Raw genomic sequence first — 13,561 nt, forward strand, 5'->3', positions numbered from 1 at the left:
TTTCAATAACAATCAGGCAGTTTCGAAGGGCAGGTCGAAGGCGGGGCGCTTTTCCAGCCAGGCCGGAACCGGCAGGCCCTTCGAACGCAGGAAATCCGGGTTGTAGAGCTTCGACTGATAGCGGTTGCCGTAGTCGCAGAGGATCGTCACGATCGTGTGGCCGGGGCCGAGTTCGCGAGCCAGACGCATGGCACCCGCAATGTTGATGCCTGACGAGCCGCCGAGGCAGATGCCCTCGTTCTCGACGATGTCGAAGACAATGTCGAGCGCTTCGGAATCGGGGATCTGATAGGCGAAGTCAGGCGCAAAACCTTCGAGGTTCGCGGTGATGCGGCCCTGGCCAATGCCCTCGGTGATCGAGGATCCCGAGGACTTGAGCTCGCCGTTCTTGTAATACTCAAAGAGCGCAGCACCCTCCGGATCGGCAAGGCCGATCTTGACGGATGGTTTCATGTTGCGAAGACCGATGCCGGTGCCGGCGAGCGTGCCGCCTGAGCCTACCGCGCAGATGAAGCCATCGACGGCGCCGCCGGTCTGCACATAGATCTCTTTCGCCGTCGTCTCTACATGGGCGTCACGGTTGACGGTGTTGTCGAACTGGTTCGCCCAGATCGCACCGTTGGGCTCGCTCTTCGCTAGCTGGGCGGCGAGACGGCCGGAGATCTTCACATAGTTGTTCGGGTTCTTGTACGGCACCGCCGGCACTTCAACGAGCTCGGCGCCGAGCAGCTTCAGCGCGTCCTTCTTCTCCTGGCTCTGGGTTTCCGGGATGACGATCACGGTGCGGTAGCCAAGCGCCTTGGCAACCAGCGTCAACCCGATGCCGGTATTGCCGGCCGTGCCCTCGACGATCACGCCGCCGGGGCGCAGCAGCCCGCGCCGCTCGGCATCACGGATGATGAACAGCGCCGCGCGATCCTTGACCGACTGGCCGGGATTGAGGAATTCGGCCTTGCCGAGAATGGTGCAGCCGGTCGCCTGCGAGGCGCCTTTCAGCCGGATGAGGGGCGTATTGCCGATCGCCTCGAGCACGGAGGGGTGAAATGCCATGATGCCTGCCTTTTTTGTCTGACGCGGACACTAGAACCAAATGCGCGGGGAAGAAAACCGGTATGCCGCGCAATTTTGTCCTTCTGGGCAAGATTCTGCGGGGCAGCGGTCAGCGCGAAACGTGGACAGGTCTTTTCCGCCCGAGGGCAGGCAAAGGCAAGGAATGGCTTTTCGCGTGGCGGCGGAGAGAGGGAAAATGCGTTCGGGACTAGGATCTGAGGGCTTCTGGAAAATCACAGGCCACGCCAAGAGGCATGAAGTGCTTCAGAGTGGCGGTAATCACTGTCAGCCCGTAAGCCTTTGCTGTGGCGGCAATCAGGATGTCGGCGAACCTGGGATGCGCGCCGCTCGCGGTAGCGACATCGTCGAGCCCGCCGGCGATCCGGGCAACGATGGGGTCGACGGGCAAGATTCGGTCGCCGAAGGTTTCAGTGATCGTATCGAGCCAGTCGCTTAAGCGCTGCGACCGCTCGAAGCCGCCGCGACGATGCAATTTGCGCAGGACCTTCTCGATCTCCGCCAGCGTGATGGCCGACACATAAAGGACTTCGCCTTCATTTCGAAACCACATACGCATCGCCTCGGATGGCGCCTGCTTCCGGTCGGGCGAAAAGAGCGAGATGATGTTGGTGTCGATGAGGAAGCCGTTATTCAAGCTCGACGTCCCGCATGGGGGATGGATTGCGGACTAGATCGGCGGGGCCGGGATAAGACATCAGGAACTCTCCGAAATTCGGTCTCGGCTTCGACATCGCCCGTTTCGCCGCCTCTCCGGCCTCGACGCTGACCAACATGGCGGCAGGCTTCCCGTGACGGGTAATCGTAACGAATTCGCCGTTGGCGGCATCATCGACGAGGCTGGCGAATCCTGCCTTGGCATCGGCAACACTCATGCTCGACATGTGGATCTCCTAAAATGACTATGTATGGTCATTTTAGCGGAGAGATGGATCAAGGTCCAGTGCGGGGGCTGAGTTTGCTGGCCGTCGAACTGGCCACTAGGGTCCTTCCCAAAGTCGATCAGTAGTGATGGCGGCACTGCGCGATCAGGAGCCCGTCTTCCGTCGGACGATAGACGAGCCGATGCTCCTGATCGATCCGCCGCGACCACCAGCCGCGCAACTCGCCCCGCAGCGGCTCCGGTTTGCCGATGCCATGAAAGGGTGATCGGCTGCTGTCCTTGATCAATTGATTGACGCGCGCCAGCATCTTCGGATCGGTAGACTGCCAATACAGGTAGTCCTCCCAGGCACGCGCATGGAAGATGAGCTTCACTCCGAGAGCTCGCGCGCCTCGCCCTTGCCTTCATCGAGGTCCCGCACCGCTTCAAGCAGGCGTTCGGCGTTGCGGGGGCTCTTTAGGAGATGCTGCGTTTCCTCATAGGACGCAAAATCCTCCACCGACATCAGAACGGCAGCGGGCTTGCCGCGATCACGGGTGATCAGCACAGGCGTCCGGTCCTCAGTCACGCTGTCGAGCAGAGAGGCCAGGTTCTTGCGCAGGTCGCTGTAGGATGTCGTTCTCATCTCTTTATTGTACTTGATCGCGTACAAGAAGCAACTCTTGCTCTCTTTTTGCAGGGCGCCCGTTGATTTGCACAACTCGGCGTGGCCGCATCACTCCCCCCTCAACCCCTGAAACGCCGCCATCGCCGCATCCCTTGCCTTGCCGTGATCGACGATCGGCAGCGGATAGGTCTTGCCGAGGCTCACGCCTGCTTCCTTCAGCATCGCGAAGGGCGCCTCCGATGGCTTGTGGATGAACTTGTTCGACATGCCTCTCAGCTCCGGTACGAAGCGACGGATGTAAGCCCCTTCGGGATCGAATTTCTCGCCCTGGCTGGTGGGGTTGAAGATGCGGAAAAAGGGAGCGGCATCGGCGCCGGAGCCGGCGACCCATTGCCAACTGGCTGCATTCGAGGCCGGGTCGGCATCGACAAGCGTGTCGCGGAACCAGCGTTCGCCTTCGCGCCAGTCGATCAAAAGGTCCTTGATCAGGAAGGAGGCGACAATCATGCGCACGCGGTTGTGCATGAAGCCCGTCTGCCAGAGCTGGCGCATGCCGGCATCGACGATCGGGTAGCCGGTCTGGCCGCGCTGCCACTTTTCGAGCAGATCCGGCGCGTCGCGCCAGGGGAAGACGTCGAACTTGGCGTTCCAGTTTTTGGTCGCGAGATCGGGAAAATGGAAGAGCAGATGATAGGAAAAATCGCGCCAGACGAGCTCCTTGCGGAAGTGGATATAGTCCTCACTCGAATAGGCGTCCGGCAGCCCGCGCGTTGCGTGCCAGACGGACGCGGGCGAAATTTCGCCCAGCGCTAAGTGCGGCGAGAGCATCGAGACATGCGCTTCACCGGGAAAATCGCGGCGGGTGCGATAGCCCTTGAGGCCGGATGCGATGAAAGCGGCGAGGCGCTTGCTTGCGCCGTCTTCGCCGGGCTGCCATTCGCTTTCAAAGCCTTTCGCCCAGTTCGGCCTGGTCGGCAGCAGTTTCCAGTCCGAAAGCGTCTCGCTCTTCGGCCAATGGTCAGGCGCGGTGAGCGAGTTCGGGGCGGGGATCGGCTCGGGCGGCTCGCCGGACCCGTCCAGCGCCTTCCAGAAGGGCGTATAGACGCGAAAATGGCCGCCGGCGCCGGTCTTGAGCTTGGTCGGCTCGTGCAGGATCTGGCCGGCAAAGGTGCGCACGTCGATGCCATCAGCGATTAGTTTTGCCTTCAACGCCTTGTCGACAGCAATGCCTGAGGGATCATAACGACGATTCCAGAAGACGGCCGAAGCGCCGGTTTCTGTGATGAGATCGGCGAGCACGGCGTCTGCGGCGCCGCTGCGCAGGATCAGATTGGAGCCGAGCCTTGCCAGCGATTCCCCGAAGGCTTCGAGCGAGTGATGCAGCCACCAGGCTTGCGCCGCGCCGAGCGGTCCGGTGCCGGCGTGCTCTGGCTCCCTTATATAAAGAGGTACGATGCGAAACCCCTCATCCGCCGCGGTTGCGAGCGCGGCGTGGTCGGAGATCCTGAGATCCTTGCGGAACCAGAGGATGAGCGTTTTGGCGGATTGCGGCATGCGTTGTTCTTCTTCGTTGGCTTTCAAAGCCATACGAAGGGTTACCGCGACAAGATCACGCCGCTGTCACGAATCTCACACTCTGGCATGCGCCCGCATGCTGACCTGTCAGGCGGCGGAGCGTGCAGGTATGCGCCGGGCCTGTTCGGCCCGAAGCATGGCCATGATTTCCTGGGCGTTTTCGCGGACATAGAGGCGATGCAGCTTTTCTGCGACCGGGGCGGTGGTCAGCAGGCATGTATAGCCTTCCCGCTCGTACCAGCGGAAATCCACCACATTGTCCATGTTGACGTAGAAGGGAAAGCCGTCCCCATCGTGAAGCTCAAGCCACATCGGCCGTCCTCCTTGCATTCTTTTCCGTACGAGGAGGGAAATAGCAGCGAAAGGTGAAGAGGGGGTTTCGGAACCATTGCCGGAAAGTCCACATTGGATCTTGTGGGCCGGCAACGCGCATTGAATCAAAAAGCCCGCTGCCTTTGTGAGGCGCGGGCTTTGAAATTAGATGGCTCCCCGGGCCGGATTCGAACCGGCGACCTGTCGATTAACAGTCGAATGCTCTACCGCTGAGCTACCAGGGAACAGCCGCTTGCCGCGGTGTGAGCGGGGTAATACTGATGCTCGCTCCGTTTGCCAAGCGGTTTTTCAAAAAAAATGTCATCGTCTTGTTTTTATTTGTGGGCTCACCATCTGGAGGGCCGTGGGAAGGGGGCCCAAAACCGCTGAAACGCAGGGAGTCTCGTGAATGCCAGAACGTCGGTATCGGCTCGACCAACAGCGAGGGCGCCTTGTCCTCGGCAGGCTGGAGATCCCCGTTCCGCGCTCCAAGGCCGGTCGAATCGTGACGGGAACGGCACTCGTCGGCGGTGGCTTTCTGGGCTTCCTGCCGATCCTGGGCTTCTGGATGGTGCCGCTTGGCCTGATCGTTCTCTCTCATGACCTGCCGGCCGTTCGACGCCGTCGTCGGCGTTTGACCGTCTGGTGGAGTCGCCGCAAGGACGCGTCACGCCCCGGCAGCGGGGGCTGACGCCCACAACGCGGCACATGTCATAGTGAAATGACCTGATGGTTCCAACCCGATACCCTGGGCGGACTCAATCGGGGATACCGAACGCGGCGCTCGCCGTCTGGTTCCCGGAAAGGTCATACGACATGAACATATTAATCCAGGCGGAGAGTTCCTTGATTCTGACGCCAAGAGATTTTCACATTATCGATCACGCGATGCGGGCGGCCGAACCGGCACAGCCCGCTTATTCCGATGACGGCCATCGCGAAGCGGTGGGCAAGGCGGTGATCCGGCTTTATACATCGGGCATGACCGATCCCGGACGCCTGGCCGAAGCCGCCAGCACCATGGCCGCAACACGTCTGCTCGATCGTCGTCGCTGGCCGACGCATTCCGCGTGAGGGCGTGAAGTGATCCGCGTGCGGACGCAAGGACACTGCCGGCCGCAAGAGACTTAAAATCTCTCCGGGCTACCGTCAGGCAGTCGTATCGTCGTCAACGCGTCGCAGATTTATCAGCGCTCTTTCGCCCAAAATTTGACTTACGGCCTCGGACAGTTCGTCAGCCAGCGTCTGTGCATGAGCCAGGTCAATTTTAATTTTTGTGTAGATGTCGGTTATCAAGAACTGCAATGCATTTATCTGGATCTGGGCCCGCCGGGCGACTTCTTCATCAGCAATTGTCGTCAGGATCTGGCTCTCACTTGTCGCCTCCGAGTGGGCCTCGAGGAGTTCTTGCAAAGACTCGCGCTTCGACCCATAGATCTCTAAGCTTTTCTCGATGACTGCATATCGGCGTTCGATGAGTCTGCATTCTTGAATTAGTTCGCTCTTCTTCGCGATCATCAGTGGGACGAAGTCTTCAGCACTGAATGTCGGCGTCTGAGTGGCGCCTCCAGCCTGTTGGCGGACTATTGCCCACAACGGCAAGTGGATCTGCTTCCGCTCGTTCGCTGTTCTGAAGCATTCCCAAAAGTACATCTTCTGAGTGTACAGCCCGTTCAGGATCTCCTCAATCTTAAGCAGCACTGACAAAGTCTGACTGTGGCTAAGCGCTAAACGCGCCTCTTCCTCCCGTCGAGCGTTTTCGATTGACGCCTGCTCGGCCAAGTGGATTGAAACTTTTGCTGCAACGATAGCGCCAGCGATTGCTCCGCCGAAACCGGAAACCAGAGTGGCTACGTCTGCTACAGTGAAGGGAAAGGTCAGGGAGCCGGCTGGATCAACAATATAGACAACAGCAGCCACGGTAACCGCGCCTCCGAGCGCACCTAGCAGTGCCGCATTGATAGCTTTCATGCCGGCGAAGGTCCCATCCATTTGTTATCGAAGACAGAACTAACCAGAAACATAATTTCAGAAAATTAAAAGGACGAATTTCAGAAAATGGGTCTTGCGGATTCTCTGGAACGCGTCTAAATCCCCGCCACCACACGCACTTTTCTACTCGGATGGCCTCGTGGCGGAGTGGTGACGCAGAGGACTGCAAATCCTTGTACCCCGGTTCAATTCCGGGCGAGGCCTCCATCCGAACTCTCTCCATAGATACAATCGACCTTATCCCGGCGGCATCGGCGATGTGGTCATTGCGCGTTCCGCAAGAGCGACTGCGTCACTTCGCGACCGCGATATTCTCGTGTGCGAGAAGAAGACCGGCTTGAAAGCGCCTCGCCCTGCAATTAAAGACACGGGTGGAATAAGCCGCTATGGCCGGTCGACACGGGGCGCGAATGAAATGATGGATTACGTAGCAGCACGCACCAAGATGGTGGACAACCAGATCAGGACGACGGACGTCACGTCCCATTCCGTGCTGACCGCCTTCCTTTCGGTGCCGCGCGAAGCCTTCGTTGCAGCCGAGCTGAAGCCGCTCGCCTATATCGACGAGGATATGCAGGTGGCGCCCGCCGCCAATGGCAATCCGGCTCGCTACATCATGGAGCCGTCGCCGCTCGCCAAGCTTCTGCAGCTGGCCGCCATCACCAAGGATGACCTGGTGCTCGAGATCGGCTGTGGCGCCGGTTATGCAGCAGCACTTCTGTCGCTGCTCGCCGGTTCCGTCGTGGCGACCGAGAGTGACGAGGCGCTTGTGGCCCGGTCGACCGAAACGCTCTCCGAACTCGGTTATGACAATGTCGCCGTGGTCTCCGCCAAGCTGGAGGACGGCTATGCCGCCGAAGCACCCTATGATGTCATCTTCGTCAACGGTGCCGTCGAGGAGCTGTCGGAAGCCCTGCTGGCGCAGCTGCGCGAGGGTGGTCGTCTTGTCGCCGTCGTCGGTTATGGCAATGCGGCCCGCGCCCGCCTCTATGTCAAGAACGGCGGCATCACCTCCCACACCGAATATTTCAATGCCGCCGTGAAGCCGTTGCCCGGTTTCCGTAAGGCAGCCGAATTCGTCTTCTGAAGCTCGACGTTCAACGAGTGCGTTTGAGGCCTGCCACGTGCGGGCCTTTTCGTTGGTGCGCAACAAAGCTGTGCATCACCGCAATTCATTCTGCGCACGTGATTTTTTTCGAGAGGCGCGTATCCTAGGGTGAGCGCGAATCGGTGTGGGTGCTTATGTCCCGACCGAGAATTTCTGAGGACAACGGGGATTAGTATGGCTCAGCCAAGCGTAGCGCGTGAACCGTCCATGGAAGAGATCCTGGCATCCATCCGCCGGATCATCGAGAGCAATGATCCCGTGAACGGTGGAAGCCTGACGCAGGATGCAGCGTCGCTGACCGACGATCAGGGCGAGAGCGACGAGGACATGGGCTATGATGGCGGCGAATTCGTCCCGGCCAACGATGCCGGTTCCGCTTTCCCCCTGTTTCCGCAGCGGGACATGGAGCGCGCCGAAGTCGAGCCGCGTCGCGAGCCGGTCCTCGAACAGGCTCCGGAAGCACCCAAGAGCGTGTCGCTTGCCGATCTCGCCGCCCGTGTACGATCCGCCTCCGAACGCACCGAACGTCCGAGCCCGCCGCAATTGTCCAACACGACTGCCCATGTGACGGTCTCGCAGCCACGTCGCGACAGCGAAATTTCTGCCGACGAGGCGCAGCATAGGGCGCCTGTCATGTCGACTCGTCTCTCCGAGATGCGCGACCAGCAGCTGCGCCCGACGATCGCCGCCGAACCGGCTCAGGCACCAGTGCCGCGTGCCGAACGGGAAGCCGAGCGCCCCGCAGAACCGTCGCCGATCGCGCGCATGGCCCATGTTGAGGTTCGCGCTGAACGCAGGGAGCCGACATTCCTGGAACCCGCCACGGAGCTGGCAGAGCCATCGTTCGAGGTGGACATGCAGGCGACGTCCGCGGCCACCGATATGCATCAGAAGACGGAAAACGAGGTACGGGATCCGACCGCCCTTGTTTCCGCCGCAACCGTCGAGCAGGTTTCGCGCTCCTTCTCCGAACTAGCGGCCGCCTTTGACGGCAGCGAGCGCCGTTCACTCGACGAGGTTGCCGAGGAGATGCTGCGTCCGATGCTCAAGGACTGGCTGGACGACAATCTGCCGACGCTGGTGGAGCGCCTCGTGCGCGAGGAAATCGAACGCGTCGCCCGCGGCCCGCGACGCTGATTGAACTCCCTTTGGGGATCATGGGCCGCTCGCAAGAGCGGCCTTTTTTATTGACTTGGTTTTGTCAGTCCTATTTACCAAGCCACATCCAGAACTCGAAAATCCGGTCGGAAAATGCTCGAAAAGACCTATGATTCAGCCGCCGTCGAACCGAAAATCGCGAAAGCATGGGAAGACGCCGATGCGTTTCGTGCTGGCGCCAACGCGAAGCCGGGCGAGGACACCTTCACCATCGTGATCCCGCCGCCGAACGTCACCGGTTCGCTGCACATGGGTCACGCGCTGAACAACACGCTGCAGGACATCATGGTCCGCTTCGAGCGCATGCGCGGCAAGGATGTGCTGTGGCAGCCGGGCATGGACCATGCCGGCATTGCGACCCAGATGGTCGTCGAGCGCAAGCTTGCTGAAAACGGCCAGAACCTTTCGCGCCGTGACATGGGCCGTGAGGCCTTTATCGAGAAGGTCTGGGAATGGAAGGAAGAATCGGGCGGGTTGATCTTCAACCAGCTGAAGCGCCTCGGCGCCTCCTGTGACTGGTCGCGCGAGCGCTTCACCATGGATGAGGGTCTGTCGGCCGCAGTCCTCGAAGTTTTCGTTTCGCTTTATAAAGAGGGCCTGATCTATCGCGGCAAGCGGCTGGTCAATTGGGATCCGAAGTTCGAGACCGCGATTTCCGACCTCGAGGTCGAGAACAAGGAAGTTGAAGGCCATATGTGGCACTTCAAGTATCCGCTGGCCGGTGGGGAAACCTATACCTATGTCGAGAAGGATGAGGACGGCAACGTCACCTTCCAGGAGGAGCGCGACTATATCGCGATCGCAACGACGCGGCCTGAGACCATGCTCGGCGATGGCGCGGTGGCCGTCCATCCCTCGGATGAGCGTTACGCGGCGATCGTCGGCAAGCTCTGCGAGATCCCTGTTGGACCCAAGGAGCATCGCCGTCTGATCCCGATCATCACCGACGAATATCCGGATCCGAAGTTTGGCTCAGGTGCGGTGAAGATTACCGGCGCGCATGACTTCAACGACTACCAGGTCGCCCGCCGCAACAAGATCCCGCTCTACCGCTTGATGGATACCCAGGCGAAGATGCGCGCCGATGGCGAGGATTATGCCGTCTACGCCGCGCGTGCCCTCGACATCGCCAAATCAGGCGAACTGCCGAACGAGACCGAGGTTGACGATATCAATCTGGTCCCCGAAGAATATCGCGGCCTCGACCGTTACGAAGCCCGCAAACGCATCGTTGAGACGATCAATGCGGAAGGTCTCGCCGTCACGGTGAAAGACGCCGAAGGCAACGACATTCCCTTCGTCGAGAACAAGAAGATCATGCAGCCCTTCGGCGACCGTTCCGGCGTCGTCATCGAGCCGATGCTGACCGACCAGTGGTTTGCTGACGCAAAGACGCTGGCCGAGCCGGCGATTGCCTCCGTGCGCGAAGGCCGCACCAACTTCGTGCCGAAGAACTGGGAAAAGACCTACTTCGAGTGGATGGAGAACATCGAGCCCTGGTGTATTTCCCGCCAGCTCTGGTGGGGTCACCAGATCCCTGCCTGGTATGGTCCCGACGGTCAGGTCTTCGTCGAGAAGACCGAGGAAGAGGCGCTGCATTCGGCGATCCAGCACTACATCGCCCATGAAGGTCCCTGGAAGGCCTGGGTCGAGGAGAAGCTCGAGAACTTCCAGCCCGGCGAGATCCTGACCCGCGACGAGGATGTGCTTGACACCTGGTTCTCGTCGGCGCTCTGGCCCTTCTCGACACTCGGCTGGCCAGACGAGACGCCGGAGCTGGCGAAATACTACCAGACCGACGTTCTCGTCACCGGCTTCGACATCATCTTCTTCTGGGTCGCCCGGATGATGATGATGGGCCTGCACTTCATGAAGGACGAGGACGGCAAGCCGGTCGAGCCCTTCCACACGGTCTATGTGCATGCGCTGGTTCGCGACAAGAACGGCCAGAAGATGTCGAAGTCCAAGGGCAACGTCATCGACCCGCTGGAGCTGATCGACGAATACGGTGCCGACGCGCTGCGCTTCACCCTCGCGATCATGGCAGCGCAGGGTCGCGACGTGAAGCTCGACCCGGCACGTATTGCTGGCTACCGCAACTTCGGCACCAAGCTGTGGAACGCCACGCGTTTTGCCGAAATGAACGGCGTGAAGGCCGATCCGGCATTCCTGCCGGAGACAACCTCGCTCGCCATCAACCGCTGGATCCTCACCGAGCTTGCCCGCACGGAAGCCGAGGTGACAGAGGCGATCGAGAACTATCGTTTCAACGACGCCGCCGGCAGCCTCTATCGCTTCGTCTGGAACCAGTTCTGCGACTGGTATCTGGAATTGCTCAAGCCCGTATTCATGGGCGAGGACGAAAGCGCCAAGAAGGAAGCGCAGGCCTGCGCGGCCTTTGTGCTTGAGCAGATCTACAAGCTCTTGCATCCCTTCATGCCCTTCATGACGGAAGAGCTCTGGGCCCATACGGCAGGCGAGGGTGTGTCCCGCGATACGCTACTCTGCCACGCCGACTGGCCGACGCCGGAATTCTCCGATGAGAATTCGGCAGCTGACATCAACTGGCTGATCGATCTGGTCACCGGTATCCGCTCTGCCCGTTCGGAAATGAATGTGCCGCCGGGCGCGACAGCCCCGCTCGTCGTCGTCGGCGCCAATGGCGTGACCCAGGAGCGGTTGATCCGTCATGATGCGGCGATCAAGCGTCTCGCCCGTGTCGAGGCGATTACCGTTGCCGATGTCGCACCGAAGGGCGCTGCCCAGATCGTCGTCGGTGAGGCAACCGCCTGCCTGCCGCTGGGGGCCTTGATCGATCTCTCTGCCGAAAAGGCCCGAATCGAAAAGGCAATCGCCAAGGTGGACCAGGAACTGGGCCGCATCGCCGGAAAGCTGGGCAACGAGAAGTTCGTCGCCAATGCCAATCCGGAGGTGGTGGCTGCCGAGCGCGAACGCCAGCAGGAGCTTGAAGTGCAGAAGGCGAGCCTCCTGACCGCGCTTTCGCGGGTTATCGAGGCAGGTTGATCTGCAAAAGCTTCAGGAATGAAATTCTAAAGGCCGGATCTTGCATCCGGCCTTTTCTTTTTTGCGCTGCACCATGCTGAAAAGGGTGTTTTGCTCTATTTCATATTGATTCTGAGCGTTATCTCGTTGCCAAGGTCCTCATTGCCTGCCTGGGTCGGGCGAGATGCATAAAATTCGACCAAGGTGATGATCGGCAATACTGTGGCGCACGCGCAACGCATGGTGTTGTGTGTAAAATTTTTTTCTCACAGATCAGGATTTTTGGACGGTATTTGAGAAATTTTGTCCACGGCTCGGGTGTTTTGACGTGCGCGTAAGGATCGTTACGTAAAAATTTGGGTGAGGGAACAATCCTGTGATGGCCGTCACCGGATTGCCATCCTCTCCCACATGTCTAGTATGCCAATCACAGTTTTGCCTGAATTGGGGAGAGACATGGCGAACCATTTGATGAAGACAACGGCCCTCGGGCTGATCGCAGCATGCGCATTCGTGGGAGGCGCGCAGGCAGGCGGTCTTGAACGTGGCGGTTACAACATCGACCTTCTGTTCGATCCGGGCCAGTATGTGTTCGAGAGTGGCGTGACATATGTGGCGCCTGATAGGAGCCTTAACAATGCAGTTGATAGAGTAGCTGCTGATGGCGACCTAAATACCCGACCTTCGAGTGTTGATGAAACGGAAAGCTATTTCGTTCCGCGGGTCGGCTTCAAAGCAACGCTGACCGAAGGCGTCGACTGCTTGGCCGATTACTCTCAGCCCTGGGGTGCGCATACTAAGCCTGGTTTGAACTGGGCGGGTGCTAACGACAATGCCGAGACCAAGGTCAACAGTCACAACTACGGATTGACATGCTCTTACAAGTTCGACATGGGCGCTGGTCAGTTGCGGATCATTGGCGGCGCTTTCTATCAGGTGGTTGATGGATTCAAGGAGCGGCTGGTTAGTGGGCTGGTTCCTGCTTCGTTGACAGGCGTCGGTCGACTTGAGCTCGAAGGCGATGGTTACGGTTGGCGGATTGGCGCAGCATACGAAATCCCCGAATACGCACTTCGGGCAAGTCTTGTTTACAATAGCCAGGTGAAGCTGAACGACATTACCGGAACCCTCGACCTTCGGGGCGTCAATCAGGGTGTTGAGAATGTCTATGGCTCTGCACAAATGCCTGATTCATTGGAACTCAAGGTGCAGACTGGTATTGCACCTGACTGGCTGGCTTTCGGATCGGTTAAGTGGGCAGACTGGAGCCAGCTTCAGAAGGTCCGCTTTTTCAACTCAACGACCAACGTGCAGCGCACCACTCTCGACCTCGGATATCGCGACGGCTGGACCGTATCGGGAGGCATCGGGCATAAGCTTAATGACCAATGGAGTGTCGCCGGTTCTGTGACATGGGATCGGGGTACGTCACAGGGGTTTGGCGCGCAGACGGATACGTGGACGTTCGGGACGGGCGTGTCATACGCGCCTTCGGAAAACGTAGAGTTTCGCGTTGCTGGTGCGGTCAGTTTGCTGACATCAGGGTCTTCGAGCCAGGTTGTCCTTGATGGCGAGACCTATGGCAGTGCGGTTTCCTACGACTTTGGCACCGACCTCGCCGCAGCAGTCTCGACCTCGCTCAAGGTTCGCTTCTGATCTCTGCAACATCGAATTGATCGAAGCCCGGCTTGTCCGGGCTTCTTTCGTTTGACCCCGTGCAACGGTCTTTCAGCTTTCCGGAATGTGATGATTCTGCAACATCGCCTCTATCCTTCCTGTCAGGCCGTCCATCGGGCGAATTTGTCCATTTCCCGCCACAAACGAAGAGCACCGGTGTTGCGTGGAACGGCGGGGG

At 59.5% G+C, this 13,561-nt stretch carries 14 protein-coding genes and 2 tRNA genes; 7 read left to right on the forward strand and 9 right to left on the reverse strand.

The window, feature by feature from the left end; translation table 11 throughout:
* Positions 1 to 12: 12 nt before the first annotated feature.
* The 8 genes from IP85_RS13080 to IP85_RS13115 form a co-directional block, all read right to left on the reverse strand.
* On the reverse strand, positions 13 to 1,050 hold the full coding sequence (locus IP85_RS13080) for a cysteine synthase A (protein WP_054150120.1): 1,038 nt from the start codon (positions 1,048 to 1,050) through the stop codon (positions 13 to 15).
* Positions 1,051 to 1,258: 208 nt separating this feature from the next.
* Positions 1,259 to 1,705, reverse strand: coding sequence for a PIN domain-containing protein (locus IP85_RS13085; protein ID WP_054150121.1), 447 nt, complete (start codon positions 1,703 to 1,705; stop codon positions 1,259 to 1,261).
* A complete protein-coding gene (locus IP85_RS13090) occupies positions 1,698 to 1,952 on the reverse strand; it encodes a type II toxin-antitoxin system Phd/YefM family antitoxin (RefSeq protein ID WP_054150122.1) in 255 nt (84 codons plus the stop codon). Before IP85_RS13090 ends, IP85_RS13085 begins: the two co-directional genes overlap by 8 nt.
* A gap of 118 nt (positions 1,953 to 2,070) precedes the next feature.
* The gene (locus IP85_RS13095) at positions 2,071 to 2,325 is read right to left on the reverse strand and encodes a Txe/YoeB family addiction module toxin (protein WP_054150123.1); all 255 of its coding nucleotides are present in this window, start codon (positions 2,323 to 2,325) and stop codon (positions 2,071 to 2,073) included.
* Entirely contained in the window at positions 2,322 to 2,576 is a 255-nt protein-coding gene (locus IP85_RS13100) for a type II toxin-antitoxin system prevent-host-death family antitoxin (RefSeq protein WP_054150137.1), read from the reverse strand. The genes IP85_RS13095 and IP85_RS13100 overlap by 4 nt, the downstream gene beginning before the upstream one ends.
* Before the next feature lie 90 nt (positions 2,577 to 2,666).
* Positions 2,667 to 4,112, reverse strand: coding sequence for a deoxyribodipyrimidine photo-lyase (locus IP85_RS13105; RefSeq protein ID WP_054150138.1), 1,446 nt, complete (start codon positions 4,110 to 4,112; stop codon positions 2,667 to 2,669).
* 108 nt (positions 4,113 to 4,220) lie between these two features.
* On the reverse strand, positions 4,221 to 4,445 hold the full coding sequence (locus IP85_RS13110; RefSeq protein WP_054150124.1) for a hypothetical protein: 225 nt from the start codon (positions 4,443 to 4,445) through the stop codon (positions 4,221 to 4,223).
* Between the two features lie 170 nt (positions 4,446 to 4,615).
* A tRNA-Asn gene (locus IP85_RS13115) sits at positions 4,616 to 4,690 on the reverse strand.
* Between the two features lie 164 nt (positions 4,691 to 4,854).
* On the opposite strand from IP85_RS13115, the gene IP85_RS13120 reads away from it, so the two are divergent.
* Together IP85_RS13120 and IP85_RS13125 are read left to right on the forward strand one after the other, a co-directional pair.
* The gene (locus IP85_RS13120; protein WP_054150125.1) at positions 4,855 to 5,136 is read left to right on the forward strand and encodes a hypothetical protein; all 282 of its coding nucleotides are present in this window, start codon (positions 4,855 to 4,857) and stop codon (positions 5,134 to 5,136) included.
* Positions 5,137 to 5,291: 155 nt separating this feature from the next.
* Positions 5,292 to 5,519, forward strand: a complete 228-nt coding sequence (locus tag IP85_RS13125) for a hypothetical protein (RefSeq protein WP_054150126.1) — start codon at positions 5,292 to 5,294, stop codon at positions 5,517 to 5,519.
* A 75-nt stretch (positions 5,520 to 5,594) separates the two neighbouring features.
* Here the strand turns inward: IP85_RS13125 and IP85_RS13130 are convergent, their stop codons facing one another.
* Positions 5,595 to 6,416 (reverse strand): hypothetical protein, encoded by an 822-nt coding sequence (locus tag IP85_RS13130; RefSeq protein ID WP_156322880.1) that lies wholly within the window; start codon positions 6,414 to 6,416, stop codon positions 5,595 to 5,597.
* 154 nt (positions 6,417 to 6,570) lie between these two features.
* Here IP85_RS13130 and IP85_RS13135 point away from each other — a divergent pair.
* The 5 genes from IP85_RS13135 to IP85_RS13155 all read left to right on the forward strand — a co-directional run bounded on the left by IP85_RS13135 (position 6,571) and on the right by IP85_RS13155 (position 13,362).
* Positions 6,571 to 6,644: transfer RNA gene (locus tag IP85_RS13135), tRNA-Cys, on the forward strand.
* Positions 6,645 to 6,855: 211 nt separating this feature from the next.
* Entirely contained in the window at positions 6,856 to 7,524 is a 669-nt protein-coding gene (locus tag IP85_RS13140; RefSeq protein WP_054150128.1) for a protein-L-isoaspartate O-methyltransferase, read from the forward strand.
* Positions 7,525 to 7,719: 195 nt separating this feature from the next.
* Positions 7,720 to 8,682, forward strand: coding sequence for a DUF2497 domain-containing protein (locus tag IP85_RS13145; protein WP_082347679.1), 963 nt, complete (start codon positions 7,720 to 7,722; stop codon positions 8,680 to 8,682).
* A gap of 114 nt (positions 8,683 to 8,796) precedes the next feature.
* Positions 8,797 to 11,727: a valine--tRNA ligase gene (locus tag IP85_RS13150; RefSeq protein WP_054150130.1), complete on the forward strand. Its 2,931-nt coding sequence runs from the start codon at positions 8,797 to 8,799 to the stop codon at positions 11,725 to 11,727.
* Positions 11,728 to 12,177: 450 nt separating this feature from the next.
* Positions 12,178 to 13,362: an OmpP1/FadL family transporter gene (locus tag IP85_RS13155; RefSeq protein WP_245280865.1), complete on the forward strand. Its 1,185-nt coding sequence runs from the start codon at positions 12,178 to 12,180 to the stop codon at positions 13,360 to 13,362.
* Positions 13,363 to 13,561 lie beyond the last annotated feature (199 nt).

Source organism: Rhizobium sp. AAP116, assembly GCF_001295785.1.
Lineage (GTDB): Bacteria > Pseudomonadota > Alphaproteobacteria > Rhizobiales > Rhizobiaceae > Allorhizobium.

Coding starts and splice junctions, on each gene's coding strand:
- IP85_RS13080 (WP_054150120.1), bottom strand. CDS start 1,050: ATGGCATTTCACCCCTCCGTGCTCGAGGCGATCGGCAATACGCCCCTC.
- IP85_RS13090 (WP_054150122.1), bottom strand. CDS start 1,952: ATGTCGAGCATGAGTGTTGCCGATGCCAAGGCAGGATTCGCCAGCCTC.
- IP85_RS13100 (WP_054150137.1), bottom strand. CDS start 2,576: ATGAGAACGACATCCTACAGCGACCTGCGCAAGAACCTGGCCTCTCTG.
- IP85_RS13105 (WP_054150138.1), bottom strand. CDS start 4,112: ATGCCGCAATCCGCCAAAACGCTCATCCTCTGGTTCCGCAAGGATCTC.
- IP85_RS13110 (WP_054150124.1), bottom strand. CDS start 4,445: ATGTGGCTTGAGCTTCACGATGGGGACGGCTTTCCCTTCTACGTCAAC.
- IP85_RS13120 (WP_054150125.1), top strand. CDS start 4,855: ATGCCAGAACGTCGGTATCGGCTCGACCAACAGCGAGGGCGCCTTGTC.
- IP85_RS13130 (WP_156322880.1), bottom strand. CDS start 6,416: ATGAAAGCTATCAATGCGGCACTGCTAGGTGCGCTCGGAGGCGCGGTT.
- IP85_RS13140 (WP_054150128.1), top strand. CDS start 6,856: ATGGATTACGTAGCAGCACGCACCAAGATGGTGGACAACCAGATCAGG.
- IP85_RS13145 (WP_082347679.1), top strand. CDS start 7,720: ATGGCTCAGCCAAGCGTAGCGCGTGAACCGTCCATGGAAGAGATCCTG.
- IP85_RS13150 (WP_054150130.1), top strand. CDS start 8,797: ATGCTCGAAAAGACCTATGATTCAGCCGCCGTCGAACCGAAAATCGCG.
- IP85_RS13155 (WP_245280865.1), top strand. CDS start 12,178: ATGAAGACAACGGCCCTCGGGCTGATCGCAGCATGCGCATTCGTGGGA.